The sequence below is a fragment of the Desertivibrio insolitus genome, from assembly GCF_017355965.1.
Classification (GTDB): domain Bacteria; phylum Actinomycetota; class Actinomycetes; order Actinomycetales; family Microbacteriaceae; genus JAFIQW01.
Map to the genome: position 1 here is coordinate 490648 of NZ_JAFIQW010000002.1, position 24400 is coordinate 515047.

Here is a 24400-nt window from a genome sequence, read left to right on the forward strand (position 1 = left end):
CGCGTCAGCCCTTCGGCTGCCGGAGCGCGGGCATCTCGCGCACGTTTCCCGTGCGCTTCGCGAGCGCCGTGATGCGCTGCCGGAGGAACCACCACGCGCCCGCGATCACGGCGAGCGAGAGCAGGAACATCACGACCCCGAGCCATCCGTCGCCGTCGTTCGAGGCGTACATGGTGTTGAGGTTGTGCCGAGCGCCCGTCGTGAGCACGAGGAACACGTGCACGACCGTGAACGCGATGTAGTACCAGAGCACCCCGTTGTGCGCGAGGCGGGCGGCGCGGTCGCCGAGTACGCCGTTCGGGCGGGTCCACTTCGCGGGCCAGGCGGGGGAGAGGCGGAGGCCCGTGAGCAGTGCGAGCGGCCCGGCGACGAACACCGTGGCGAAGTACGACAGCTGCTGCAGGCTGTTGTAGTTCACCCAGCCGTCGTGCACCGGCCAGTCGAGCGAGAGGTACTGGATGCCCGCCGACAGGGCGTTGGGCACGACCTCCCAGCTCAGGGGCGCGATCCGCAGCCACTGTCCGGTCGCGAACAGGAGCACGAGGTAGGCGAGGCCGTTCAGCACGAACAGGGTGTCGACGACGAGATGCCACCAGGTGTGGATGCTGAGCCGCTTCGGGCTGCCCGAGAGACGGGGAAAACGCGCGGGGTCGCGGGTCCAGAAGGCCGGAGGGCGCTCCTTCGACCGGATGCGCAGTCCCGAGGTCACGATGAACAGCAGGAAGAACGAGTTGAGGAAGTGCGCCCAGTTGAGCCAGGGCGGGATGCCGACGGGCATTCCCTCCGGCGGCGGCAGCTCGCCGGGGTAGGCGGAGAAGAACCCGGCGAAGGCGGCGTCGGCGCGAACGGCACGGGCGAGGAGGACCGCCACGACGAGCAGCACGACGGCCGAGGGCACGAGCCAGAGGAGCGATCGCCGGAGTCGGACGGTCGGCTGAGGCACGGCCTCCAGCCTACTGACGTGCGCGCGAGGCGGCCGTCGTGGAGCGGTCGTCGGGCGTACGGATGACGGCGCGGTCACGAGCACCCCTTCGGATGCGGTATCGTTGTCCCTCGGTTCCGGCCTCGGCTGGAAGCCCCTTGGGGTATGGTGTAATTGGCAACACGGCTGATTCTGGTTCAGTTGTTCTTGGTTCGAGTCCAGGTACCCCAGCTTCGAGAAGCCCCGTTTCGACGGGGCTTTTTCCATTCAGGCTCCGCGTTCGGCGCGCTCGCGCTTGCATAAAAGATGACGACGGGGAAGTCCCCCGGGGCGAGTATTCCTCACGCCTACTCTTTCTGACCGTGAAACACATTTCGGTGGCCGAGAAGTCGCTGCTCGTGGGTGACGAGGCGGCCGACACGTTGATCGAGTACGCGGCGCTGCTGGGAAAGCTGAACTCGGCGGACAGCGTCCAGCTGAACGCCGTGGGAATCGACGGCGAAGAGGTGACCGCCTCGTTCCTGCTGAACAGCGGCAGCGTGTTCGTCGTCCAGAGCACGAACTCGACCCTGCCGGAACCCGACAACGACGCCGTCGTCGCGTACATGCGGGAGAAGCTGGACGGCTACCGCACTCCCGACCTCGAGGCCCTGAGCGAGGGTTTCGCCGCCGGCACCGACTGACGTGGGGACATTGACCTACAACGGCTCGCGGGTGCATTTCGACGACCGGGTGCTCGCGCACCTGCACATCGTGATCATTCAGCAGTTCCGCCGCAACCAGAGCTTCGCGATGTCCTGGCGCGACGACGTCGCCGTGGGCAACGGGCGGAGCTCGATCTGGCTGCACCCCGGCTGCGAGCTCTCGTTCAAGTTCGCCGGCTCGCGGTTGCCCGCCATCAGCCAGAAGTGGCTCGCGCAGTTGAGTGCGAGCGCCGAGAGCGCGACCGGCCTCATCGTGACGAACGAGGACGGCTCGCTCGCCTACTCCGTCGGCAGCAACCAGCCGTACTGACGCCGCCCTCGGGCGAGGCGCGGCGCAGCGCTTCACGACGCGCCCGTGGCTGCGGCCCTCTTCACGCCGTCACTGGATAGCGTCCCCCTTCGGCTGCCACAGTGCGGCCGACGAGAGGATGACGATGGAAACGGCTGCGATCACCGAGTGGACCTTCGTTCAGGAGGTTCCCGTTCCGGACGACGTGTCCGCGCTGCTCATCGAAGGGGAGACCGCCTGGACGGCCTTCAAGACCTTCCGGGACAGCGCGATCTTCACCAGTAAGCGGCTCATTGTGCGGGACGCGCAGGGGCTCACCGGCAAGAAGGTCGAGATCTACTCCCTGCCGTACTCGACGATCAACATGTGGTCGTCGGAGAACGCGGGCACGCTCGACATGAACGCCGAGCTCGAGATGTGGACGCGTGCCGGGCGGATCAAGATCAAGGTCGGCAGGGGAGCCGACATCCGGCGCATCGACCAGCTGATCGCACACGCGGTGCTGACCTCGCGCTGAACCAGGCCAGGCGGGGTCGCGCAGCGGACTAGAAGTCGAGCGACTCCGCCGGCTCCAGCGGGTAGAACGTGCCGCCGCCCTGCTCCGTGACGGTCCTGATCCGGTCGTAGTGGATGTTCTTCCCGTTGACCGAGAGTGTCATCTCGTGCGCGGGGAAGCTCCGGCGCGGCTTGACCTCGGCGAGGTAGTCCATGACCTCGCCGATCTTCAGCCACGGTGCGCCCGCCGGTACCGCGAGGGTGTCGACCTCGACGCCCTCCGGAACGGTGAACGAGTCGCCGGGGTAGAACAGCCCGTCGTTGACGAGCACGCCCACGTTGTCGATGACGGGGATCGAGGAGTGGATCACCGCGTGCCGCCCGCCGAAGAAGCGCAGCGTGAACGGCCCGACCTCGACGCTGTCGCCGGGCGAGACGACCTCGACCTCGAACTCCGGCGCGGCCGCGGCGGCGACCCCGGCCGGGCCGAGGATCCGCGCCTCCGGGCTCTGCGCGATGATGCGGCGCAACTGCTCCGGCGTCCAGTGGTCGGGGTGCTCGTGCGTGATCACGACGGCGACGACCTCGACCGCCTCGGTGATCGGGGTCGTGAAGTTGCCCGGATCGATGAACAGCCGCGCGCCGGTCTGCTCGAGCAGCATCGCCGAGTGTTCGAACTTGGTGAGCCTCATGAACCGACAGTACCCACGGGTGCCGCAGGCTAGGCCATGACGATCTCGACGCCGCGCTCGCGCAGCCGCGCCAGCTGGGAGGGCGGCGCCGAGACATCCGTCACGACCGTTGCGAGCTGATCGACGGATGCCAGGCGTGCGGATGCCGGGCGGCCGAACTTGCTGCCGTCCGCGAGCACCACGAGCCGCCGCCCGGCGGCGAGCAGCGCCCTGTCGGTCTGGATCTCGGTCAGGTTGGTGCGGCTGACGCCACCCTCCGCGTCGATCGCGTAGGCGCCGGTGAAGACCTGGTCGATGCACAGCTCGGCGAGGGCGGCCACGGTGAGGTGCCCGAGCGTCGTCATCTCCCGGCGCCGCAGCACGCCCCCGAGCACCACGAGCTCGACGTGCTCGGCGTGGGCGAGGCGGTTGGCGACGACGAAGCTGTTCGTCACCACCGTCAGCGCGCGGTGCTGGGCGAGGTGGGGAAGCATCGCCTCGGTCGTGGTGCCGCCCGTGACGAGGATCGTCGAGCCCTCGGGCACCAGCCCGGCGGCCACCCGTCCGATCCGCTGCTTCTCCTCGGCCCGGGAGGCGGAGCGGGCGGGCCAGGTGAGCAGCATGTCCGACCCCGTCGCCGAGGCGCCGCCGTGGTGGCGCTCGATCAGCCCACGGGCGTGCAGCTCGTCGAGGTCGCGGCGCACCGTGGAGGCGCTCACCCCGAGGGTGCGGGCGAGCTCGGTGACATCCGCCGCTCCGTGCGTGCGGAGGTACCCGACGAGCTCGCGCTGCCGTGGCACCATGCCCGCGGGGACGTGCTCGGCGTCGCCGGCGACCCTGCTCACTTGATGCCGCTCCGGGTGAAGCCCTGCACGAAGTAGCGCTGGAAGACGAGGAACAGCAGCACCATCGGCAGCGTCGCGAGCAGGGCCATCGCCATGATCATGTTGAAGTCGACCGTGTACTGCCCGCGCAGGAACAGCAGTCCGATCGGCAGCGTGAAGAGGTAGTTCTCCTTCAGCGCGATGAGCGGCCACGCGAAGTCGTTCCACGTCGACATCGCGGTGAGCAGGATGAGCACGGCGATGAGCGGCTTGCACAGCGGAAGCACGATCTTGAGGAACACCCGCACGTGGCCGGCGCCGTCCACTCGCGCGGCCTCGATGATCTCCTGCGGGATGCCGATGATGAACTGCCGCGACAGGAAGATGCCGAACGCGGTCGCGGCCGACGGCAGGATCACCGCCCAGTAGGTGCCGTAGATGCCGAGGCGGGTGACCAGCTGGAACTGCGACACCATGATCACCTGCACCGGCAGCATCAGGGTCGACAGCGCCAGCAGCAGGATGACGTTGCGCCCGCGGAAGCGCAGACGGGCGAACGCGTACCCGGCCATCAGGTTGAGCACGACCGTCAGCACCGTCACGAAGACGGTGATGACGACGGAGTTGCCGAGCCACGTCACGACCGGGTACTCGGTGAAGATCCGCGTGAAGTTGTCGAGCGTGAACGTCGAGGGCCAGAGGCGCAGCTCACGTGAGAAGAGCTCCGCCCGCGGCGAGAACGCCACGACGACCATCCAGTAGAGCGGGAACAGCAGCAGCCCGGCCGCGACCACGGCCAGCACGACCCGCAGTGCGTACGCGCCGCGGCCACGGCGCCGGCCGGCGCGGCGCTGCGGGATCTGCCGCGCCTCGGCAGCGACGGCGAGCGGGGGAGCGGTCGTCACGGCGTCCTCCTAGTCGGTGAGGTCACGGGCACGGCTCGCCCTCCAGTACAGGGCGGTGAACACGAGCGTGATGATCAGCAGCACGATGCCGAGGGCCGCGGCGTAGCCCTGCTCGCGCGTCACGAAGCCGTTCTGGTACGCGTACGTGACGAGCACGGAGGTCGAGTAGCCGGGGCCGCCGCCGGTCATCACGAAGATGATGTCGAACACCTGGAACGAGTAGATGACGTTCATCACCAGCAGGAAGAAGGTCGACGGGCCCACGAGCGGGAGCGTGACGTTGCGGAACTGCTGCCACGCGTTCGCGCCGTCGAGACGCGCCGACTCGTACAGCTCGGGGGAGACCCCCTGGAGCCCCGCGAGGTAGATCACCATGTTGAAGCCGACACGCACCCAGAGCGTGATGATCACGACCGAGGCGAACGCCTCGGCGCCACCCGACTGCCACGACAGCGCCGGGCCGCCGATCGCTCGCAGCAGCTTGTTGAGGATGCCGGTGCCCTCGTCGAAGATCAGCACCCCGACCAGAGCGGTCGCGACGCCTGACACGACCATCGGCAGCACGATGATCGTGCGGAAGAGACCGCGGGCCGGCAGCACGGAGTTCATGAGCACCGCGAGCCCGAGCCCGAGCGCCATCGACAGCGGGACGGTGATCGCCGTGAACAGCACGGTGTTGGCGGTCGACTGCCAGAACGCGGCATCCGACAGCAGCCGGGCGTAGTTGCCGAGGCCGATGAAGTCGCCGTCGCCGAAGCCGCGGGCGTCGCGGAGGCTGATGAGGACCGCCGAGACGACGGGGTAGAGCAGGAACAGTCCGATGAGCACCAGGTTCGGCGCGGCGAAGCTGTAGCCCGCGAGCGCCTCCTGCAGCCGGGCGCTCCGCCCGCCCGTGCGCGGGGCGGGGGAGCGCCCGGCGAGGGGGCGACTAAGGGAGCGGGTGTCCGCCGTCACGCGCCGGTCGCCTGCCCGATCGCGTCGGAGAGGTTCGCGAGCGTCTGCTCGGTGGACTGACCGCTCGTGAACGCGAGGTCGAGCTGGTCCTGCAGCGCGGTGGTGACCGAGGCCATTCCGGGGATCGTCAGCTGCGCGACATCCGACTCCTCGAGCGTCGTCGCCTGCTGCACGAAGACGGGCATCACGTCGGGCCGCACGGCGTAGTCGAGCTCTGTGTCGACGAGGCTCGTCAGCGTCGGCAGCTCGTTGGTCGCGGCGCAGAACTCCGCCATCGCCTCCTGCTCGACCATGAAGCGAAGGAACTCGGCGGCGAGGTCGGGGTTCGCCGTGCCGGCGGTGGCCACGAGCGCGTTGCCGCCGAGGTCGGTCGCGCCGCGCTGGTCGCGGGGGAGGTAGGTGGTCGCCCACTCGAATCCCGCGGCGTCGAGGCCGGGCACGACGAAGCTGCCGGCGGATGCCATGACGGCGGTCTCGGCCAGGAACACCGCGTCGGCGTAGGTCGACGACTTCACCGCGCTGTTCGCGGGCACCCACGACTGCTCGAAGAACCCCTTCGTGTAGTCGAGCGCGCGGCGACCCGCGTCGGAGTCGATCGCCGGCGTGACGAGGTCGTCCTCGACGAAGCGGCCGCCCGCGGCGAAGAGGAAGCTCAGCCAGCGCGGCGCGCCGCCGAGCTGCCAGTTGTAGACGAAGGGGTACTGCTCGGGCGGGAGCGAGCCGCGCAGCTGCGCGAGCACCCCGGAGAACTCGTCCCACGTCCACGCGCTCTCGAGGCTGTCGGGCACGCTCGTGATGCCCGCCGCCTGGAACGCGGCGACGTTGTAGACGATCGCGGACACGTCGGTCTGGTGCGGCACCCCGAAGGGGGTGCCGTCGAACTGCACCGCCTGCCAGAACGCGGGGATGAAGTCGTTCCCGTTGTCGACGAGGTCGGAGAGGTCGAGGAGCTGCTCCTGGCTGGAGTAGACGCCGAGGTTGCCGTAGTCGACGCGGAACACGTCGGGCGCGGTGCCCGACTGCAGCTGAGCGTCGATGTTGCGGAAGATCTGCTCGTACGGGACGACGTTGAGGTTCACGGTGACGCCGTTCGCCTCCTGGAAGCGGTCGACGAGGGAGCGGAACACCACCTCCTCGCTCTCCGAGGCCCACGTCGTGAAGGTGAGGTCGGCGCCACCCTCGCCGCCGCCCGAGTCGGGGCGGCTGAAGCCGGCGCAGCCGGCGAGCAGGGCGGACGCGGAGAAGACCCCCGCGGTGCCCAGAAGCTGTCGTCTCGTGAGGTCCATGGGGGTCCCTTCCGCAGGTGGCGCTCGTGCACGCCTCTGCTCCCCATTCGAGGGCGCAGGGAGGAGGATTTCAAGGCTTTCCAGCGGATGCCCGGTTCTGATCGTTTCTGCTCACTTGTGGTGGTTTCCCTGCTCTCCGCCGCCGCGGTAGGGTCCCCAGCGTGCCCCACCGCAAGCGCGTCGTCGTCGCCGCGAATCCCCGGGCGGGCTCCGGCGCGGCAGTCCGCGCAGGAGCGCGCACGATCGACGCTCTGCGCGCCGACGGACACGACGTCGTCGTGGTCGACGCCCCGGACGCGGACGGGCTCGAAGAGGCGCTGCGGGCGCAGGTCCTCGCCGGCGCGGACGCACTCGTGCTGGTCGGCGGTGACGGCACCGTGCACCTCGGGATCAACGCGGCCGCCGGCACGGAGACCGTCGTGGGCATCGTGCCCACCGGATCCGGCAACGACCTGATCAGATCGCTCGGGCTGCCGGTCGGCGACCTCGACGCGACCCTCGCCCAACTGCTCGTCTCGCTGCAGATGGCGCCGCGGGTGATCGACACCGTGCAGGTCGACGGCGGCCCACGGGAGCGGCGGTACGGCACGATCCTCTCCGCCGGCTTCGACGCCTACGTGCACGAACGGGCCGAGCGGCTGCGCTACCCGACCGGCGGCTCCCGCTACGCGATCGCCGTCTTCGTCGAGCTCGCGATGCTGAAGCCGCGGCACTACCGACTGCAGCTCGACGACGAGACCCTCGAGTTCGACGCGATGCTCGTCGCCGTCGCCAACAGCAGTCACTTCGGCGCGGGCATGCACGTCGCCCCGCAGGCCGAGATGGACGACGGTTTCCTCGACGTCGTGACGATCGCCCCCTGCTCGCGCCTGGAGTTCGTGCGGGCCTTCCCCCGGGTCTACCGGGGCGACCACCTGACCCACCCGAAGTTCTCGGTGCGCCGCGCTCGCCGCGTGCGCATCGAGTCCGACGACATCGTCGCCTGGGCCGACGGGGAGCGGATGGGCTCGCTGCCCCTCCAGGTCGAGGTCGTGCCGCGCTCGCTCCGCCTGCTCGCGTGAGGGCGGGGGCGGCTCGATTTGGAGGCCGCCCGAAACGTGTGGCATACTCTTCGAGTTGTCACTTCGGCCCCATCGTATAGTGGCCTAGTACGCCGCCCTCTCACGGCGGTAACGCGGGTTCGAATCCCGCTGGGGTCACAACAGGAAAAGCGCCCGCTGGTCGGGCGCTTTTCTGTTTCCCGGACGTGATCGGCGGCGGGTGCCGCCCGCCCCGATCTTGCTCGGATCCGCGGATGCCGGCGCGCCGAGCCATCCGATCCGTGTCAAGCCCTGCCTCGGAATCTCCTGCGAGGTAGAGTCGGGGGTCGCGAAGGGGAGTATCCCGTCTTCGTCATCCGGTCAGTACGGGCCTCGTCGTCGAGCCCTCGGGTGGCGGCGCCGTGCGAGGCGTGGGAGAGACTTTCGAGTCTTCCGCCTACCCCCACGAAGGATCCTCCTTGGAACTCGCCCTGCCCCTGTGGTTCGAGATCGCCGCGTTCGTCGGCCTCACCGCCATCCTGATCACCGATCTCGTGATCGTGTACCGCCGCCCGCACATCCCCTCGACCAAGGAGTCGAGCCTCTGGGTCGGCTTCTACGTCTTCCTCGCGCTCGCCTTCGCCGCGCTGATGTTCTTCATCGCCGGGCCCGAGCACGCGGGTCAGTTCGTCGCGGGCTGGCTCACCGAGTACAGCCTCAGCGTCGACAACCTGTTCGTGTTCCTGCTGATCATGGCCCAGTTCTCGGTGCCCCGTAAGTACCAGCAGGAGGTGCTCATGGTGGGCATCATCCTCGCGCTCGTGTTCCGCGGCGCGTTCATCCTGCTCGGCGCCCAGCTCATCGAGTCGTTCAGCTGGATCTTCTACCTCTTCGGCGCCTTCCTCATCTACACGGCGATCAAGCAGGCGTTCTCGCACGATGACGACGTCGAGCAGCGCGAGAGCGGGCTCATCCGCCTCCTCCGCCGCCGCGTGCACATCACCGACCACTACGACGGCGCGAAGATCCGCACCATGGTCGACGGCAAGAAGGCCTTCACACCGATCCTCGTCGTGTTCATCGCGATCGGCACGACCGACCTCCTGTTCGCGATCGACTCGATCCCCGCGATCTTCGGCATCACGCAGGACCCCTTCATCGTGTTCACCGCCAACGTCTTCGCGCTGATGGGTCTTCGCCAGCTGTACTTCCTGCTCGGCGACCTCGTCGACAAGCTCGAGTACCTCAAGTACGGCATCGCGTTCATCCTCGGCTTCATCGGCGTCAAGCTCGTCGCGCACGCCCTGCACACGAACGAGCTGCCCTTCATCAACGGTGGCCACCACATCGAGTGGGCGCCCGAGATCGGCACCACGACCTCGCTCGGGGTCATCGTCGCCGCGATGACCGTCGCCGTGGTCGCGAGCCTCATCAAGCTCCGTCGCGACGGCCGCAAGGTCGAGGTGGATGCCGCGGACGACACGTCCTCGGTCACCGTCGAGAGCCGCGACTGACCTGCTCCGCCGTGTGACATCCGGCCCTACGCGCGCGGGGGCCGGATGTTACCCTCGGGGGATGCAGATCGATCGGCGACTTCTTACGCGCCGCGGCGAGTCCTGATCCAAGGCCTCTCTCGTCGCGGAGTCCAACGCGGGCCGCAACAGATCTAGAACAAGGACTGCATCCATGAGCATCGAAGAGACTCGACGGCCCCGAACCCTGGCAGAAAAGGTCTGGGACGACCACCTGGTCGCCAAGGGTGAGGACGGCGCACCCGACCTGCTGTACATCGACCTGCACCTCGTGCACGAGGTCACGAGCCCGCAGGCGTTCGACGGCCTCCGCGCCGAGGGGCGCCCGGTCCGCCGGCCCGATCTGACGATCGCGACCGAGGACCACAACACCCCGACGATCGGCATCGACCGGCCGATCGCCGACCTGACGAGCCGCACCCAGATCGAGACCCTGCGCAGGAACGCCGCCGAATTCGGCATCCGCCTGCACTCGCTCGGCGACAAGGAACAGGGCATCGTGCACGTCGTCGGGCCCCAGCTCGGCCTGACGATGCCCGGCATCACCGTCGTCTGCGGCGACTCGCACACCTCCACGCACGGCGCGTTCGGCGCGATGGCGTTCGGCATCGGCACGAGCGAGGTCGAGCACGTGCTCGCCACGCAGACGCTGCCGCTCAAGCCCTTCAAGACGATGGCGATCACCGTCGAGGGCGAGCTGCGGCCCGGGGTCACCGCGAAGGACATCATCCTCGCCGTCATCGCCAAGATCGGCACCGGCGGTGGCCAGGGCTACGTGCTCGAGTACCGCGGCAGCGCCATCCGCTCGCTCTCGATGGAGGGCCGGATGACGATCTGCAACATGTCGATCGAGGCCGGCGCCCGCGCGGGCATGGTCGCCCCCGACCAGATCACCTACGACTACCTCAAGGGCCGGCCGCACGCCCCCGAGGGCGCCGACTGGGACGCCGCCGTCGAGTACTGGGACACCCTCGCGACCGACGACGACGCCGTGTTCGACGCCGAGGTCTTCATCGACGCGAACGAGCTCGAGCCCTTCGTCACGTGGGGCACCAACCCGGGCCAGGGCGTCTCGCTGAGCCAGACCGTGCCCGACCCGACCACGATCATCGACCCCAACGAGCGCGCCGCCGCCGAGCGCGCCCTGGAGTACATGGACCTCGAGGCCGGCACCCCCATGAAGGAGATCCCGGTCGACGCGGTCTTCATGGGCTCCTGCACCAACAGCCGCATCGAGGACCTGCGCGCGTTCGCGTCGATCATCCGCGGCAAGAAGAAGGCCGACGGCGTGCGCGTCATGGTCGTGCCGGGCTCCGCGCGCGTGCGTCTCGAGGCCGAGGCGGAGGGCCTGAACAAGGTGTTCGAGGAGTTCGGTGCCGAGTGGCGTTTCGCCGGCTGCTCGATGTGCCTCGGCATGAACCCCGACCAGCTGGCTCCGGGGGAGCGCTGCGCCTCGACCTCGAACCGCAACTTCGAGGGGCGCCAGGGCAAGGGCGGCCGCACCCACCTGGTCTCTCCGCTCGTCGCCGCGGCGACCGCGATCCGCGGCACGCTCTCCAGCCCCTGGGATCTCGAGAACGACCAGACGGATGCCGCCGCGTCGCGCACCGAGGAGGTCAGCGCCTGATGGAGAAGTTCAGCACCGTCACCGGCGTCGCCGTGCCGCTCAAGCGCTCGAACGTCGACACCGACCAGATCATCCCCGCGCAGTTCCTCAAGCGCGTGACGAAGACAGGCTTCGACGACGCCCTCTTCCACGGCTGGCGCCAGGACCCCGAGTTCATCCTCAACCGGCCGCCGTTCGACCAGGGCCGCATCCTCGTGGCAGGACCCGACTTCGGCACCGGCTCGAGCCGCGAGCACGCCGTCTGGGCTCTGCGCGACTTCGGCTTCCGCGTCGTGCTGAGCGCACGTTTCGCCGACATCTTCCGGGGGAACTCCGGTAAGCAGGGTCTGCTCGCCGCCGTCGTCGCCGAGAGCGACATCGAGCGGATCTGGGACGTGCTCGACGCGAACCCGGGAATGGAGATGACGGTCGATCTGGTTGCACTAACCGCCACGGCGGGCGACCTCACGGTCTCGTTCGAGATCGATGATTACACTCGCTGGCGGCTGCTCGAGGGTCTCGACGACATCGGTCTGACCCTGCGCGACGAAGCGCGCATCACGGAATTCGAAGCCCGCCGCGAAGGCTGGCGCCCCACGACCCTCCCGGTCAGATAGGACTGCCTGTGAACTCGATCGCCTCGCCGAAGCCGGCACCGCGGAGCCCGCTCACCACCATCGAGAGCCTCACGGTGTGGGGTGGCAAGCCGCTGCAGGGCACGGTGCACGTGCGCGGTGCCAAGAACCTCGTCACCAAGGCGATGGTCGCGGCGCTGCTCGGTGAGACCGAGAGCCTGCTGAAGGACGTCCCGGCCATCAGCGACGTCGAGGTCGTCCGCGGCCTGCTCGAGGTGCACGGCGTCGTCGTCACCGAGCCGGAGCCGGGCGAGCTGCTGCTCGACCCGCGCAACGTCAAGAGCGCGAACTTCGTCGAGATCGAGGTCCACGCCGGTTCGAGCCGCATCCCGATCCTGTTCTGCGGTCCGCTTCTGCACCAGCTCGGCGAGGCGTTCATCCCCGATCTCGGCGGCTGCCGCATCGGCGACCGTCCGATCGACTTCCACCTCGACGCGCTGCGCAAGTTCGGCGCGGTCGTCGACAAGCAGCCCAACGGCATCCACCTCACGGCGCCGAACGGCCTCAAGGGCGCGCACATCGAGCTGCCCTACCCCTCGGTCGGTGCGACCGAGCAGGTGCTCCTCACCGCGGTGCGCGCCGAGGGTGTCACCGAGCTGAAGAACGCCGCGATCGAGCCCGAGATCATGGACCTCATCGCGATCCTGCAGAAGATGGGCGCGATCATCACGGTCGAGCCGAACCGCGTCATCTTCATCGAGGGCGTCGAGAAGCTCGGCGGCTACAGCCACCGCGCGATCTTCGACCGCAACGAGGCCGCGAGCTGGGCCTCCGCCGCGCTCGCGACCGAGGGCGACATCTTCGTCAAGGGCGCGAAGCAGCAGGAGCTGCTCACCTTCCTCAACATCTTCCGCAAGGTCGGCGGCGCGTTCGACGTGGAGGAGGACGGCATCCGCTTCTACCACCCCGGTGGGGCGCTGAAGCCGATCGTCGTCGAGACCGACGTGCACCCCGGGTTCATGACCGACTGGCAGCAGCCGCTCGTCGTCGCGCTGACGAAGGCCGAGGGCGTCTCCGTCGTGCACGAGACCGTGTACGAGAACCGCTTCGGCTTCACCGACGCGCTCAACCAGATGGGCGCCGACATCGTCGTGCACCGCGACGGCCTCGCCGGCGTCACCCGCCGCGTGCCGCGCCGCCCGCTCGAGCAGGCCGCCGTCGTCACCGGTCCGTCGAAGCTGCACGGCGCCGACGTCCGCGTGCCCGACCTGCGCGGTGGCTTCAGCCACCTCATCGCGGCGCTGACCGCCGAGGGCGAGTCGACGATCACCAACGTCGGCATCATCAGCCGCGGGTACGAGCACTTCGGCGAGAAGCTGCAGGCGCTGGGCGCGGACTTCCGCGTGAACGCCTAGCCCCGGGCCGCCGCCTAAACTCGAACGGTGCAGAACCGAGCGACGACGCGCGCCAAGTCGGAGAAGACGCCTCTCTGGCTCGGGCTCGCGTCCGTCGCGCTGCCCTTCATCCACGGCATCGCCAAGCTCAGCATCCGCGGCAAGGAGAACGTCCCGGCATCCGGGCCGTTCATCCTCGCGCCGAACCACTACTCCGAGATCGACCCCCTGATCATGGGCGTCGCGATGTACCACTGCGGGCGCATGCCCCGGTTCCTCGCGAAGGCGTCACTGTTCAAGGTGCCCGTGGTGGGCGGCATCCTGCGCGCGAGCGGTCAGGTGCCGGTCGAGCGCAGCGGGTCGACGCGCACGGCGGACCCGCTCGCCGGGGCCGCCGACCTCATCGCCAAGGGCCACTCGGTCATCGTCTACCCCGAGGGCAGCCTCACGCGCGATCCGGACCTGTGGCCGATGCGCGGCAAGCTCGGCGCCGTCAAGGCGGCGCTCGCCCACGACATCCCGATCGTCCCCGCGGCGCACTGGGGCACGCAGCACGTCATGCCGCGCTACGGCAAGCGCATCAGCCTCTTCCCCCGCAAGCGCATCGACATCGCCTTCGGCGAGCCCGTCGACCTCAGCGAGTTCGCCGGACGGTCGTCCGATGCCGCGGCGCTCGCGGTCGCGACCGACCGGGTCATGGCGCGGATCGCCGCCCTCCTCGGCGAGCTGCGCGGCGAGACGCCGCCGGCCGAGCGCTGGGACCCCGCGAAGAACGACCAGACGGAGACGGGACGCTTTTGAGTACCACCAACCCGGGCGCCGCGGCGCCCCGCGTCGCCGTGCTCGGCTCCGGGAGCTGGGGCACCACGTTCGCCAAGGTGCTCGCCGACGGCGGCAACGAGGTCGTGCTCTGGGCCCGCCGCGCCGAGCTCGCCCGCGAGATCACCGAGAGCAAGCGCAACAGCGACTACCTGCCGGGCGTCAACCTGCCCCGCTCGCTCCGCGCGACGCACCACCTCGAGGACGCCCTCGCCGGCGCGACGCAGGTGTACCTGTCCGTGCCGAGTCAGACCCTGCGCGAGAACCTCCGCGCCGCGCTGCCCGTCATTCCCGACGGCGCCGTGCTCGTCAGCCTCATGAAGGGCGTCGAGAAGGGCACCGGCCTCAGGATGAGCGAGGTCATCGCCCAGGAGGCGGGCGTCGGCCCCGAGCGGATAGCCGTGGCATCCGGGCCCAATCTCGCCCTCGAGATCGCGCGCGAGCACCCCACCGCCGCCGTCGTGTCGAGCGCGAGCATCGACACCGCGACGACCGTCGCGGCCTCCGCGACCAACGGGTACTTCCGCTCGTTCGTGAACACGGATGTCATCGGCACCGAGTTCGGCGGCGTGCTGAAGAACCTCATCGCCGTCGCGATCGGCATCGTCGACGGCGTCGGCTACGGCGAGAACACGAAGGCCTCGATCATCACGCGCGGCCTCGCCGAGATGACGGACTTCGCCGTCGCGTACGGTGCCCAGGCGGGCACCCTCGCCGGGCTCGCGGGGCTCGGCGACCTCATCGCGACGTGCGAGTCGCCGCTCTCGCGCAACAACACCGCGGGCCGGCTGCTCGGCCAGGGCTACAGCTACCACGACGTCGTGCGGCAGATGAACCAGACCGCGGAGGGCCTCGCCTCCGTCGCACCGGTGCTCGAACTGGCCAAGGCGAAGGGCGTGGACATGCCCATCGTCGCCCAGGTCGCCGAGGTGCTCGCCGGTACGCTGGCTCCGCGGGACATCGCCCCGCACCTGACCAGCGACCCGACCCCGCAGGGAGAGTAATGCCCAAGCTGACCGTCGTGATCCTGTTCGGCGGCCGCTCGAGCGAACACTCCATCAGCTGCGCGACGGCGGGCGGCGTGCTCGGCGCCATCGACCGCGAGCGCTACGACGTGATCCCCGTCGGCGTCACCCGCGACGGCGCGTTCACCCTGCAGCCGGACGACGCCGACCTGTTCGCGCTGCGCCCCGAGCAGCTGCCCGAGGTCGCCGACAACGGCACGCGCGTGCTCTGGCCGGAGTCCGCGACGACGCGGGAACTCCGGGTGGCGGAGGACTCCGGCATCCGCTCGCTCGGCGAGGTCGACGTCGTCTTCCCGATCCTCCACGGCCCCTACGGCGAGGACGGCACCGTGCAGGGGCTCCTCGAGCTGACCGGCCTGCCCTACGTCGGCAACGGCGTGCTCGCGTCGAGCGTCGGCATGGACAAGCACTTCACCAAGACCGTGCTCGAGGCGGCCGGCATCGACGTCGCGCCGTGGATCACGGTCGACCCGCGCGGCTGGCAGCGCGACAACGACCTGTGGCGCCGCCGCGCGCAGGCGCTCGGGCTGCCCGTGTTCGTCAAGCCCGCCCGCGCGGGCTCGAGCGTCGGCGTGACCAAGGTCTCCGAGTGGGACGAGCTCGACGCCGCCCTAGAGGTCGCGTTCGCCGAGGACAGCAAGGCGCTCATCGAGCAGGCCGTGCCCGGCCGCGAGGTGGAGTGCGCCGTGCTCTCCGGCCGCGACGGTGCCGAGCCGCGCGTCAGCGTCGCCGGCGAGATCATTGTCACCGGACGTGACTTCTACGACTTCGAGGCCAAGTACCTCGACGACACCGTCGTGCAGCTCGTCTGCCCCGCGGACCTCGCCGAGGGCGAGCTCGCCGAGATGCAGCGCGTCGCCGCGCGCGCCTTCGAGGCGATCGGCGGCTCCGGCCTCGCCCGCGTGGACTTCTTCTACACGGGCGACCGCTTCGTCGTGAACGAGCTCAACACGATGCCGGGCTTCACGCCGATCTCGATGTTCCCCAAGTGCTGGATCGCGTCGGGCATGACCTACCCGGAGCTGATCGACGAGCTCATCGCGCTCGGGCTCGAGACGGTGCGCTAGGCGGGCGGTCCCGCCCTTCGAGGCATTCCTCCGACGCTTCTCAGGGCGCACAGTGTGCGCCTCTCGAGTGCTGAGGAGCGCTGGGTGCCCTCCCGCGTCGTGAGGAGCCGCGAAGCGGCGTCTGGGACGACGCCCCACCCCACGCGCGGTTCCTTCAACAGGACATCGCGCGCGACGCGCCGTTCCGGGCGCCGCCGTGTCCGGCGAGTCGCGCGCTCTGTCCTGCTGGCGGGATGCGCGTGGCGTCTGTAGGAGGCCGAGACGCGACGCGCCGTCGGCGGCCACTGGTGCAAGGTGTGTCGCGGCGCGCTTTCCTACAGACGCCACCGCGCCGCTTCCGATGCCGCAAGCAGAGCGACCTCCGCGCGCGGAGCGGCTGCGCCCACGCTGCCCGAGGCATCCGCGGCTGGGCCCACGCCCGGACCCGCCACCAGGCGGAGCCCCACTCCGCCCACAGACGGATGCCACGCGCATCCGCCTCTCGGTACTTTCTCAGCATGAGTGACACGACGACCCCGCCGAGCCCCTCCCGCGAGCACCGCCGCCGCGCCGCCGCCGACCGTCAACGTGCCCGCAACGCCGAGGCGCCCGCGATCCCCACCACGGTGCCGTGGCGCGCGGTCGCCGTCTTCGCGGCCGTGTCCGTCGGGCTCGCATGGCTCGTGCAGCTCCCGGTGTGGCTGTCGGGGGAGGGGCTCGCGAGCCCCCTGTTCACTCCGCTGACGCTCGTCATGATGTTCACGCCGGCCGTCGCCGCGCTCGTCGCGGTGCGGGTGCAGCGCCCGGCGGCCCCGGCGCGGATGCTCGGGCTCGTGCCGATCCGGCCGGCCTGGCGCACGTTCGGCTTCGCCGCCGCGATGCTCGTCGCCCTGCCGCTGATCTCCTTCGCGGCGCTCGCGCTCGGGCAGGTGCTCGGCTTCGTCGAGTTCGACTTCTCGTTCGCGGCGCTCGCGCAGCTGCTCGAGTCGCAGGGCGGCCAGCCCGTTCCGCCGGAGCTGCTGCCGACCCTCGCGATCGTGTCGCTGATCGCCCTCCCCGTGAACTCGCTCGTCACGAGCGTCGCGACCTTCGGTGAGGAGCTCGGCTGGCGCGGCTGGCTGCTCCCGGCGCTCCGCCCGCTCGGCACCTGGCCGGCCCTCGTGCTCTCCGGCGCCTTCTGGGGCCTCTGGCACACGCCCGTCATCCTGCTCGGTTACAACTTCGGCGTCACGGATGCCTCCGGCGTGCTCTTCATGACGATCGCGTGCGTCTTCCTCGGCGTCCTGCTCGGCTGGACCCGTCTGCGCACCGCCTCGGTGTGGCCGGCCGTGCTCGCCCACGGCGCGATCAACACGGCGACGCCGCTGTTCCTCGTGACCTTCCTCGTGCCCGAGCCGGGCAGCGTGCACGGCACGATCCTCGGGGTCGCGGGCTGGATCGTGCTGGCGGTCGTGATCGCGGTGCTCGTGCTGCTCGGTCAGTTCCGCAAGCAGCCGCAGCCGGGACTGACGCTCGCGGAGTCCGCGGAGTAGCTCAGCCCTCGGCGGGAGCCGACGGGGAGGGCGACGGCGTCGCGCCCTCCTGCCCCGGCGTCACGAGGCTGTCCTCGACGTCGGTGCACTCCTGCCCGGTGGGCTCGGTGAAGGAGAGCACGTCGTGCAGCTCGAAGAGCACGAGCCCCGGCGACGTGCGGTCACGGTCGACGACGACCTGCACGGCCGGGTCGCGGCCGAAGGTCGTGAACGTGACGGTGCCCTCCTCGCCCTCGCGCAGCCAGTAGACGTCCTCGACCTGCACGCAGGGCAGCGGGGACGCCGCGACCGGCTCGAGCCCGCAGCGCAGCAGCACCGCGGCGGGGTCGCCCCACGCCGACGTCGCCTGCGCGTTCGTCTCGCGCTGCTCGAGCTCGTCGATGACCTCGGGCAGGCGCACGACGACGTCGGCGCAGCGCGGATCGGTCGCGTTCTCCGCGGCGGTCATCGCGACCGGGGCGCTGCAGCCCGACAGGGCGAGCGCGGCGAGGAGAGCGGCGACCGCCCGGCGGGAACGGAGCGAGCGGGACATCGCACTCAGGCTACCGTTCAAGGGTGGACACGACGGATGCCGCGACCCTCGGCGAACTCGGCGAGCTGGCCGTGCTCGCGCGGCTGTTCCCGAGGCTGCCCGCCGCGTCATCCGCCCTGCTCGGTCCAGGCGACGACGCCGCCGTGATCGCCTCGCCCGACGGCCGCGTCGTGATGACGACCGACCTCATGGTGCACGGCCCCGACTTCCGGCTCGCCTGGTCGGCACCCGAGGAGCTCGGCTGGAAGGCCGCGGCCACGAACCTCTCCGACGTGGCGGCGATGGGCGCCCGCCCCACCGCGCTCGTCGTCGCGCTCGCCGCGCCCGCGGCCACGCCGGTCGCGCTGCTCGAGGGCATCGCGGACGGACTGCGCGAGGCGTGCTCCGCCCTCGCTCCCGGCTGCGGCGTCGTCGGCGGCGACCTCTCCGTCTCCTCGACCCTCACGGTCGCCGTCACCGCGATCGGCGACCTCGAGGGTCGCGCGCCCGTGCTGCGCTCCGGCGCGCGCCCCGGCGACGTCGTCGCGGTCTCCGGGCCGCTCGGCGAGGCCGCGGGCGGACTCGCCCTGCTCTTCGAGCGGGGCACGGATGCCGCGGGCGAGCCCTCCGCGCAGGCCGCCGCCCGGCTCCGCGAGGAGGCCCCCGCCCTGCTCGCGGCGCAGCTCGCCCCGCGCCCGCCGATCGCCGACGGAGTCGCCGCCGCGGTCGCCGGCGCGACAGCGATGCTGGACCTCAGCGACGGTCTCACGAAGGACGCCCGCCGGGTCGCCCGCGCGAGCGCGGTCTCGATCGACCTCGACTCCGCCGCGGTCGGCGGGAGGCTCGCCCTCGACGGGGGCGAGGACCACTCCCTCTTCGCGACGTTCCCCGCCGACGCGGCGCTGCCCGGCGGCTTCCGGCCGCTCGGCCGCGTCGTCGACGCCGGCGCCGCGGGTCCGCAGCTGCTCGTCGACGGCCGCCCCTACGAGGCCGACTCGGGCTGGGACCCGTACGCGGGCTGGAACGGAGGCGCCGGATGACGCGGCGCGAGCGCACCGAGGAGGCGCGATGACCCGGATCATCGCCGGCTTCGCCGGCTCCCTCACCCTGCGGGTGCCGCCCACCGGCACCCGCCCGACGAGTGACCGCGTTCGCGAGGCGATCTTCAGTGCCCTCGAGGCGCGCGACGCGATAGAGGGCGCCCGCGTGCTCGACCTCTACTCCGGCACCGGGGCGCTCGGGCTCGAGGCGGCGTCGCGCGGCGCGGCATCCGTCACCCTCGTCGACCGCAACAACCACGCCACCCGGATCGGCCGCGACAACGCAGAGCTCGTGCGCCGCCGCGCGCCGAAGGGCAGCGACCTGGAGATCGTCGTGACGAGCGCGCCCGTGCAGACCTTCCTGCAGGGCACGCAGGGGGAGTGGGACCTCGTGTTCCTCGACCCGCCCTACGACCTCGGCGGCGCGGAGCTCGGCCACAACCTCGACATGCTCGTGCGCAGGCTGGCCCCGGGCGCGACGGTCGTCGTCGAGCGCAGCGCCCGCGACCGCGCGCCGCAGTGGCCCGAGGGGCTCGAGCTCGACCGGCGTAAGGACTACGGCGAGACCGCCGTCTACTGGCTGAGCACGCCAGAGACGGGCTAGGCGGGCGCCACCGGCGTCGTGTTCTCGCCGAGCGACTCCCGGGCGAGGATCGTCGCGCCGACGACCGCGGCCGGCATCGCGACGACCGAGAGGATCGGCACCAGGAACATCAGGTAGGTCACCATGCCGAAGCCGAGCGTGCGCGCCCGGCGCTGCCGGAGCAGCCGCCGGCGCTCGCGGAAGCGGATGCCTCTGGCATCCATCGCGTAGCCCGACAGCTCGAGCGAGAGCACGTGCCCGCCGAGGACCGCGCCGAGCACGATCGACAGCGGGGCGCCGACGACGGGTACGAGGCCGAGCGCGAACAGCAGGAGCCCGAGCGGCACCGAGATCGCCGTGAGGCTGAGGAAGCTACGGAGCCCCCGGCCGACGCCCGCCCAGAACGTCGTCTCGTCGGCGGGCGCGTCGCCGAGGCGGGCCTCGATGTCACGCCAGATGCGCTCGTAGAACGGGTCGCCGATCGCGAGCGTGAGCCCCGTGTACGTGCGCACGAGCAGGAACGTCGCGAGCACGAGCACCGCGAGCCCGACGAAGATGCGGAAGATCGTGAGCCACGGCTCGTCCCAGCCCTCGGCGAACGGCGTCGCCCAGAGCACGATCGAGTCGAGCGCGAGCACGAGCACCACGACGGCCGCGAGGTACAGCAGCCCGACCACGAGCGCGGGGATCGCGCCGAGGAGCATGAGCTTCGGCGAGTCGGTCCACATGCCGAAGCCGCGCCCGATGAGGCGCACGCCGGCGAAGAACTCCCGCACGACGGACTCGCGGGACACGGCGGGGGAGGTCACCTGTGCAGGCTATCGAAGGCCGGGTCGGTCGCCGCGACTACCCTTTCTTCTCGTGACCGGGCCGCTCGACCAGAAGCTCTCAGGGGCCCTCGGCGGCCGCACCGCGCAGGCGCTCGAGAAGGCCTTCGGCATGCGCACCGTCGGCGACCTGCTGAGCCACTACCCGCGCCGCTACGCCAAGCGCGGTGAGCTCACGGGCCTCGCCGAGCTGCCGGTCGACGAGAACGTGACGATCGTCGCGCAGGTGCTGCGCTCGACCGACCGTCCCATGCGGCAGCGCCGCGGCTCGCTGCTCGAGGTCGTGATCGGCGACGGCACCGGGCAGCTCACACTGACCTTCTTCAACCAGGCGTGGCGCAAGAACGAGCTGCGGGTGGGCGCCCGCGGCATTTTCGCCGGCAAGGTCGGCGAGTACCGCGGCACGCGGCAGCTCGCCCACCCCGACTACAGGCTCTTCGACGAGGAGGAGCAGGGGGCGGATGTCGCGGTCGAGTGGGCCAACACGCTCATCCCGATCTATCCGGCGACCTCGAGCGTCTCCTCCTGGCAGGTGCAGGAGTCGGTCAAGGTCGTGCTCGACGGGCTCGGCGAGCTCGACGACCCGGTGCCCCCGGAGGTTCGCGAGGAGCGCAAGCTCGTGCCCTACGGGCGCGCTCTCGAGCTCATCCACCGGCCGCAGCGGGATGCCGACTACGGCATGGCGCGGAAGGCGCTGAAGTTCCAGGAGGCGTTCGTGCTGCAGGCGGCGCTGCTCCGCCAGCGCGAGGAGGTCCGCTCGCTCGAGGCGACGCCGCGCGTCGCGGGGTCGATCGCGCAGGGCTTCGACGCCGCGCTCCCGTTCGAGCTGACCGGAGACCAGCGCACGGTCGGCGAGGAGATCGCCCGCGACCTCGCCGGCTCGCAGCCCATGAACCGGCTCGTGCAGGGCGAGGTCGGCTCGGGCAAGACGCTCGTCGCGCTGCGCGCGATGCTCGCGGTCGCCGACACCGGCGGCCAGTCCGCGCTGCTCGCCCCGACCGAGGTGCTCGCCGCCCAGCACCTGCGCTCGATCGTGCGCACGCTCGGCCCCGACCTCGCCGCCAGGCTGCATCCGGTGCTGCTCACGGGGCAGCTCGGCGCGGCTGAGCGACGCAAGGCGATGCTCGCGATCGTGAGCGGTCAGTCGCGCATCGTCGTCGGCACGCACGCGCTCATGGGCGAGAACGTCTCGTTCTTCGACCTCGGCCTCGTCGTCGTCGACGAGCAGCACCGCTTCGGCGTCGAGCAGCGCGAGGCTTTGCGGGCGAAGGGCGCGAAGCCGCCGCACGTGCTCGTGCTCACGGCGACGCCGATCCCGCGCACGGTCGCGATGACGGTGTTCGGCGACCTCGACGTCTCGACGATCTCCGAGCTGCCCGGCGGCCGCGCCGGCATCAGCTCGTTCGTCGTGCCGCTCGCCGACAAGCCCGGCTGGGCGAACCGCGTCTGGGAGCGCATGAGCGAGGAGCTCGCCCAGGGGCGGCAGGCCTTCGTCGTGTGCCCGGCGATCGACGCCGCGGAGGTGGAGGACGATCCGGATGCCCCCGAGCCCGAGTCATCCGCCGGCCCGCCGCCGGCCTCGGTCACGGCGACGCTCGCCGAGGCCCGGGCGAACCCCGTGCTCGCCGGGCGGCGCATCGAGGCGCTGCACGGGCGGATGCCGGGCGAGGAGAAGGACCGCATCATGCGCGCCTTCGCCGCGCGCGAGATCGACGTGCTCATCGCGACGACCGTGATCGAGGTCGGCGTCGACGTGCCGAACGCCTCGACGATGGTCGTGCTCGACGCCGACCGGTTCGGTGTCTCGCAGCTGCACCAGTTGCGCGGCCGGGTGGGCCGGGGGAGCGTTCCTGGGCTCTGCCTCTTCGTGACCCGGGCGCCCGCCGAGACCCTCGCCCGTGAGCGCGTCGAGGCCGTCGCGTCGACCCTCGACGGCTTCGAGCTCGCGCAGATCGACCTGGAGCTGCGGCAGGAGGGCGACGTGCTCGGCAGCACGCAGTCGGGCGGCCGCTCGTCGCTGCGGCTGCTGCGCGTCGCGAAGGACGGCGACCTCATCGCCGAGGCGCGCCACGCGGCGGCATCCGTGCTCGCCGACGACCCGACCCTCGCCGCGCACACCGCCCTGCGCGACGCGCTCGCGCGGCGGCTCGACGAGGAGTCAGAGGCCTTCCTCGCGAAGAGTTGACGCCGACCGCGCGCCCAGCGGCGCGCTGCGAGACTGGAACCGCCCGCCCGCCCGCCCACTCACGGAACGAGGAACCACATGACGATCACGCTCGGATACAAGGCGTCGGCGGAGCAGTTCGCCCCGCGGGAGCTCGTCGAGCTGGCCGTGGCCGCGGAGGGCCACGGGATGGAGAGCGTCGCGGTCAGCGACCACTTCCAGCCGTGGCGGCACGAGGGCGGGCACGCGCCGTTCTCCCTCTCCTGGATGGCGGCCGTGGGCGAGCGCACCTCGAGCATCCGCATCGGCACCTCGGTCATGACCCCGACGTTCCGCTACAACCCGGCCGTGCTCGCGCAGGCGTTCGCGACGATGGGTGTGCTCTACCCGGGCCGGATCTTCCTTGGAGTCGGCACCGGCGAGGCGCTCAACGAGATCGCGACGGGCTTCCGCGGCGCCGGCGAGCAGACCTGGCCCGAGTTCAAGGAGCGCTTCGCCCGGCTGCGCGAGGCCGTGCAGCTCATGCGCGCCCTGTGGACCGAGGACCGCGTGAACTTCGAGGGCGAGTACTACTCGACCCACGACGCGTCGATCTACGACCGGCCCGAGGGCGGCGTGCCCGTCTACGTCGCCGCCGGCGGACCGGTCGTCGCGCGCTACGCGGGCCGCGCGGGCGACGGCTTCATCTGCACCTCGGGCAAGGGCATGTCGCTCTACACCGACGACCTCATCCCCGCCGTCAAGGAGGGCGCCGAGAAGGTCGGCCGCGACTACGACTCGATCGACCGGATGATCGAGATCAAGCTGTCCTACGACACCGACCACGACGCCGCGCTCGAGAACACCCGCTTCTGGGCGCCGCTCGCGCTGTCGAAGGAGCAGAAGCACGACATCACCGACCCCGTCGAGATGGAGAAGGCCGCCGACGCGCTGCCCATCGAGCAGATCGCGTCGCGCTGGATCGTCGGCTCCGACCCCGACGCCGTCGTCGCCGACATCGCGAAGTACGTCGACGCGGGGCTCAATCACCTCGTCTTCCACGCCCCCGGTCAGGACCAGCGCCGCTTCCTCGAGCTCTTCGAGCGCGACCTCGCCCCGCGGCTGCGCGCGCTGTGACCGAGCCGGCCGGATGCCGGGGGCGGCGCCTCCCAGGTTCGGCGTAGCCGGATCGATAGGGTTGGAGCCATGAGTCGGATCGCCGTCGTGCCCGGGTCGTTCGACCCCGTCACCCTCGGTCACCTCGACGTCATCGAGCGCGCGGCGAAGCTCTGGGACCAGATCCACGTCGTCGTCGTGCACAACCCCGGCAAGACCGCCCTGCTGCCGATCGCGCAGCGCGTGACGCTCATCGAGCAGTCGATCCGCGACGCGCGCATCAAGGGCGACATCGTCGTGACGGGGTGGAGCGTCGGGCTGCTCGTCGACTACTGCACGGACGTCGGCGCGAGCGTGCTCGTCAAGGGCATCCGCTCGCAGCTCGACGTGTCGTACGAGACGCCGATGGCGATCGTCAACCGCAACCTTGCGAATGTCGAGACCGTGTTCATGCTGCCCGACCCCGCCCACGCGCACGTCTCGAGCTCGCTCGTGCGCCAGGTCGCCTCGCTCGGCGGCGACGTCTCGCCGTACGTGCCGCGTCCGGTCGCCGAGCTGCTGCAGACCAACGAGGTCGACTGA

General features: G+C 70.7%; 24 protein-coding genes, 2 tRNA genes and 1 pseudogene. 19 read left to right on the forward strand and 8 right to left on the reverse strand.

From position 1 onward, the window contains the following. Positions 1–4: 4 nt before the first annotated feature. The gene (locus JUB10_RS06225; RefSeq protein WP_307859115.1) at positions 5–943 is read right to left on the reverse strand and encodes a cytochrome b/b6 domain-containing protein; all 939 of its coding nucleotides are present in this window, start codon (positions 941–943) and stop codon (positions 5–7) included. 138 nt (positions 944–1081) lie between these two features. Here JUB10_RS06225 and JUB10_RS06230 point away from each other — a divergent pair. The 4 genes from JUB10_RS06230 to JUB10_RS06245 all read left to right on the forward strand — a co-directional run bounded on the left by JUB10_RS06230 (position 1082) and on the right by JUB10_RS06245 (position 2432). Then, positions 1082–1153: transfer RNA gene (locus JUB10_RS06230), tRNA-Gln, on the forward strand. Positions 1154–1284: 131 nt separating this feature from the next. Further along, entirely contained in the window at positions 1285–1605 is a 321-nt protein-coding gene (locus JUB10_RS06235) for a hypothetical protein (protein WP_207454796.1), read from the forward strand. Between the two features lie 10 nt (positions 1606–1615). Continuing rightward, positions 1616–1936, forward strand: a complete 321-nt coding sequence (locus tag JUB10_RS06240; protein WP_242682171.1) for a DUF7882 family protein — start codon at positions 1616–1618, stop codon at positions 1934–1936. Between the two features lie 124 nt (positions 1937–2060). Then, positions 2061–2432 (forward strand): PH domain-containing protein, encoded by a 372-nt coding sequence (locus tag JUB10_RS06245; RefSeq protein ID WP_207454798.1) that lies wholly within the window; start codon positions 2061–2063, stop codon positions 2430–2432. Between the two features lie 28 nt (positions 2433–2460). Here JUB10_RS06245 and JUB10_RS06250 read toward each other — a convergent pair whose 3' ends face one another. Genes JUB10_RS06250 through JUB10_RS06270 form a run of 5 tightly spaced genes read right to left on the reverse strand, consistent with a single transcriptional unit; the run spans position 2461 to position 7050 of the window. Further along, complete coding sequence (locus JUB10_RS06250) at positions 2461–3102, reverse strand: MBL fold metallo-hydrolase (RefSeq protein WP_207454799.1); 642 nt, start codon at positions 3100–3102, stop codon at positions 2461–2463. A gap of 29 nt (positions 3103–3131) precedes the next feature. Then, complete coding sequence (locus tag JUB10_RS06255; protein WP_207454800.1) at positions 3132–3926, reverse strand: DeoR/GlpR family DNA-binding transcription regulator; 795 nt, start codon at positions 3924–3926, stop codon at positions 3132–3134. After that, on the reverse strand, positions 3923–4810 hold the full coding sequence (locus tag JUB10_RS06260) for a carbohydrate ABC transporter permease (protein WP_307859116.1): 888 nt from the start codon (positions 4808–4810) through the stop codon (positions 3923–3925). Before JUB10_RS06260 ends, JUB10_RS06255 begins: the two co-directional genes overlap by 4 nt. 9 nt (positions 4811–4819) lie before the next feature. After that, on the reverse strand, positions 4820–5764 hold the full coding sequence (locus JUB10_RS06265) for a carbohydrate ABC transporter permease (protein WP_207454801.1): 945 nt from the start codon (positions 5762–5764) through the stop codon (positions 4820–4822). After that, positions 5761–7050, reverse strand: coding sequence for an ABC transporter substrate-binding protein (locus JUB10_RS06270; RefSeq protein ID WP_207454802.1), 1290 nt, complete (start codon positions 7048–7050; stop codon positions 5761–5763). Before JUB10_RS06270 ends, JUB10_RS06265 begins: the two co-directional genes overlap by 4 nt. Before the next feature lie 161 nt (positions 7051–7211). On the opposite strand from JUB10_RS06270, the gene JUB10_RS06275 reads away from it, so the two are divergent. The 10 genes from JUB10_RS06275 to JUB10_RS06320 all read left to right on the forward strand — a co-directional run bounded on the left by JUB10_RS06275 (position 7212) and on the right by JUB10_RS06320 (position 17598). After that, the gene (locus tag JUB10_RS06275) at positions 7212–8111 is read left to right on the forward strand and encodes a diacylglycerol/lipid kinase family protein (protein ID WP_207454803.1); all 900 of its coding nucleotides are present in this window, start codon (positions 7212–7214) and stop codon (positions 8109–8111) included. 65 nt (positions 8112–8176) lie between these two features. Beyond that, a tRNA-Glu gene (locus tag JUB10_RS06280) sits at positions 8177–8249 on the forward strand. 299 nt (positions 8250–8548) lie between these two features. Further along, entirely contained in the window at positions 8549–9583 is a 1035-nt protein-coding gene (locus tag JUB10_RS06285; protein ID WP_207454804.1) for a TerC family protein, read from the forward strand. 172 nt (positions 9584–9755) lie between these two features. Next, positions 9756–11228 (forward strand): 3-isopropylmalate dehydratase large subunit, encoded by a 1473-nt coding sequence (leuC, locus tag JUB10_RS06290; protein WP_207454805.1) that lies wholly within the window; start codon positions 9756–9758, stop codon positions 11226–11228. Continuing rightward, a complete protein-coding gene (leuD, locus tag JUB10_RS06295) occupies positions 11228–11824 on the forward strand; it encodes a 3-isopropylmalate dehydratase small subunit (protein ID WP_207454806.1) in 597 nt (198 codons plus the stop codon). Before leuC ends, leuD begins: the two co-directional genes overlap by 1 nt. A gap of 59 nt (positions 11825–11883) precedes the next feature. Further along, positions 11884–13197 carry a UDP-N-acetylglucosamine 1-carboxyvinyltransferase gene (murA, locus tag JUB10_RS06300; protein WP_374191694.1) on the forward strand — a complete coding sequence of 438 codons (1314 nt, stop codon included), beginning with the start codon at positions 11884–11886 and terminating at the stop codon, positions 13195–13197. Between the two features lie 27 nt (positions 13198–13224). Beyond that, positions 13225–13977: a lysophospholipid acyltransferase family protein gene (locus JUB10_RS06305; RefSeq protein WP_207454807.1), complete on the forward strand. Its 753-nt coding sequence runs from the start codon at positions 13225–13227 to the stop codon at positions 13975–13977. Continuing rightward, entirely contained in the window at positions 13974–14999 is a 1026-nt protein-coding gene (locus tag JUB10_RS06310; protein WP_242682172.1) for an NAD(P)H-dependent glycerol-3-phosphate dehydrogenase, read from the forward strand. Before JUB10_RS06305 ends, JUB10_RS06310 begins: the two co-directional genes overlap by 4 nt. Then, the gene (locus JUB10_RS06315) at positions 14999–16087 is read left to right on the forward strand and encodes a D-alanine--D-alanine ligase family protein (RefSeq protein ID WP_207454808.1); all 1089 of its coding nucleotides are present in this window, start codon (positions 14999–15001) and stop codon (positions 16085–16087) included. Before JUB10_RS06310 ends, JUB10_RS06315 begins: the two co-directional genes overlap by 1 nt. 497 nt (positions 16088–16584) lie before the next feature. Beyond that, positions 16585–17598 carry a CPBP family intramembrane glutamic endopeptidase gene (locus tag JUB10_RS06320; RefSeq protein ID WP_207454809.1) on the forward strand — a complete coding sequence of 338 codons (1014 nt, stop codon included), beginning with the start codon at positions 16585–16587 and terminating at the stop codon, positions 17596–17598. A gap of 1 nt (position 17599) precedes the next feature. On the opposite strand, the gene JUB10_RS06325 is transcribed toward JUB10_RS06320, so the two are convergent. After that, positions 17600–18130, reverse strand: coding sequence for a DUF3515 family protein (locus JUB10_RS06325; protein WP_207454810.1), 531 nt, complete (start codon positions 18128–18130; stop codon positions 17600–17602). A 23-nt stretch (positions 18131–18153) separates the two neighbouring features. Here JUB10_RS06325 and thiL point away from each other — a divergent pair, with 23 nt between their 5' ends. Both thiL and rsmD read left to right on the forward strand, forming a co-directional pair. Then, complete coding sequence (gene thiL, locus JUB10_RS06330) at positions 18154–19149, forward strand: thiamine-phosphate kinase (protein WP_207454811.1); 996 nt, start codon at positions 18154–18156, stop codon at positions 19147–19149. A gap of 25 nt (positions 19150–19174) precedes the next feature. Further along, positions 19175–19753, forward strand: a pseudogene (rsmD, locus tag JUB10_RS06335) (16S rRNA (guanine(966)-N(2))-methyltransferase RsmD); the annotation flags it as partial. On the opposite strand, the gene JUB10_RS06340 reads toward rsmD, so the two are convergent. Continuing rightward, positions 19750–20541 carry an EI24 domain-containing protein gene (locus JUB10_RS06340; protein ID WP_207454813.1) on the reverse strand — a complete coding sequence of 264 codons (792 nt, stop codon included), beginning with the start codon at positions 20539–20541 and terminating at the stop codon, positions 19750–19752. The pseudogene rsmD and the gene JUB10_RS06340 sit on opposite strands and share 4 nt — an antisense overlap. A 52-nt stretch (positions 20542–20593) precedes the next feature. On the opposite strand from JUB10_RS06340, the gene JUB10_RS06345 reads away from it, so the two are divergent. The 3 genes from JUB10_RS06345 to coaD all read left to right on the forward strand — a co-directional run bounded on the left by JUB10_RS06345 (position 20594) and on the right by coaD (position 24400). Next, positions 20594–22744, forward strand: coding sequence for an ATP-dependent DNA helicase RecG (locus tag JUB10_RS06345; protein ID WP_307859118.1), 2151 nt, complete (start codon positions 20594–20596; stop codon positions 22742–22744). Between the two features lie 78 nt (positions 22745–22822). Next, a complete protein-coding gene (gene fgd / locus JUB10_RS06350) occupies positions 22823–23839 on the forward strand; it encodes a glucose-6-phosphate dehydrogenase (coenzyme-F420) (protein WP_207454815.1) in 1017 nt (338 codons plus the stop codon). Between the two features lie 69 nt (positions 23840–23908). Next, positions 23909–24400 carry a pantetheine-phosphate adenylyltransferase gene (gene coaD / locus JUB10_RS06355; protein ID WP_207454816.1) on the forward strand — a complete coding sequence of 164 codons (492 nt, stop codon included), beginning with the start codon at positions 23909–23911 and terminating at the stop codon, positions 24398–24400.

What these genes read in the sequence shown, in the direction of transcription:
- JUB10_RS06245 (WP_207454798.1), top strand. Translation starts at nt 2,061, where the DNA reads ATGGAAACGGCTGCGATCACCGAGTGGACCTTCGTTCAGGAGGTTCCC.
- JUB10_RS06250 (WP_207454799.1), bottom strand. Translation starts at nt 3,102, where the DNA reads ATGAGGCTCACCAAGTTCGAACACTCGGCGATGCTGCTCGAGCAGACC.
- JUB10_RS06270 (WP_207454802.1), bottom strand. Translation starts at nt 7,050, where the DNA reads ATGGACCTCACGAGACGACAGCTTCTGGGCACCGCGGGGGTCTTCTCC.
- leuC (WP_207454805.1), top strand. Translation starts at nt 9,756, where the DNA reads ATGAGCATCGAAGAGACTCGACGGCCCCGAACCCTGGCAGAAAAGGTC.
- leuD (WP_207454806.1), top strand. Translation starts at nt 11,228, where the DNA reads ATGGAGAAGTTCAGCACCGTCACCGGCGTCGCCGTGCCGCTCAAGCGC.
- JUB10_RS06315 (WP_207454808.1), top strand. Translation starts at nt 14,999, where the DNA reads ATGCCCAAGCTGACCGTCGTGATCCTGTTCGGCGGCCGCTCGAGCGAA.
- JUB10_RS06320 (WP_207454809.1), top strand. Translation starts at nt 16,585, where the DNA reads ATGAGTGACACGACGACCCCGCCGAGCCCCTCCCGCGAGCACCGCCGC.
- JUB10_RS06325 (WP_207454810.1), bottom strand. Translation starts at nt 18,130, where the DNA reads ATGTCCCGCTCGCTCCGTTCCCGCCGGGCGGTCGCCGCTCTCCTCGCC.
- fgd (WP_207454815.1), top strand. Translation starts at nt 22,823, where the DNA reads ATGACGATCACGCTCGGATACAAGGCGTCGGCGGAGCAGTTCGCCCCG.
- coaD (WP_207454816.1), top strand. Translation starts at nt 23,909, where the DNA reads ATGAGTCGGATCGCCGTCGTGCCCGGGTCGTTCGACCCCGTCACCCTC.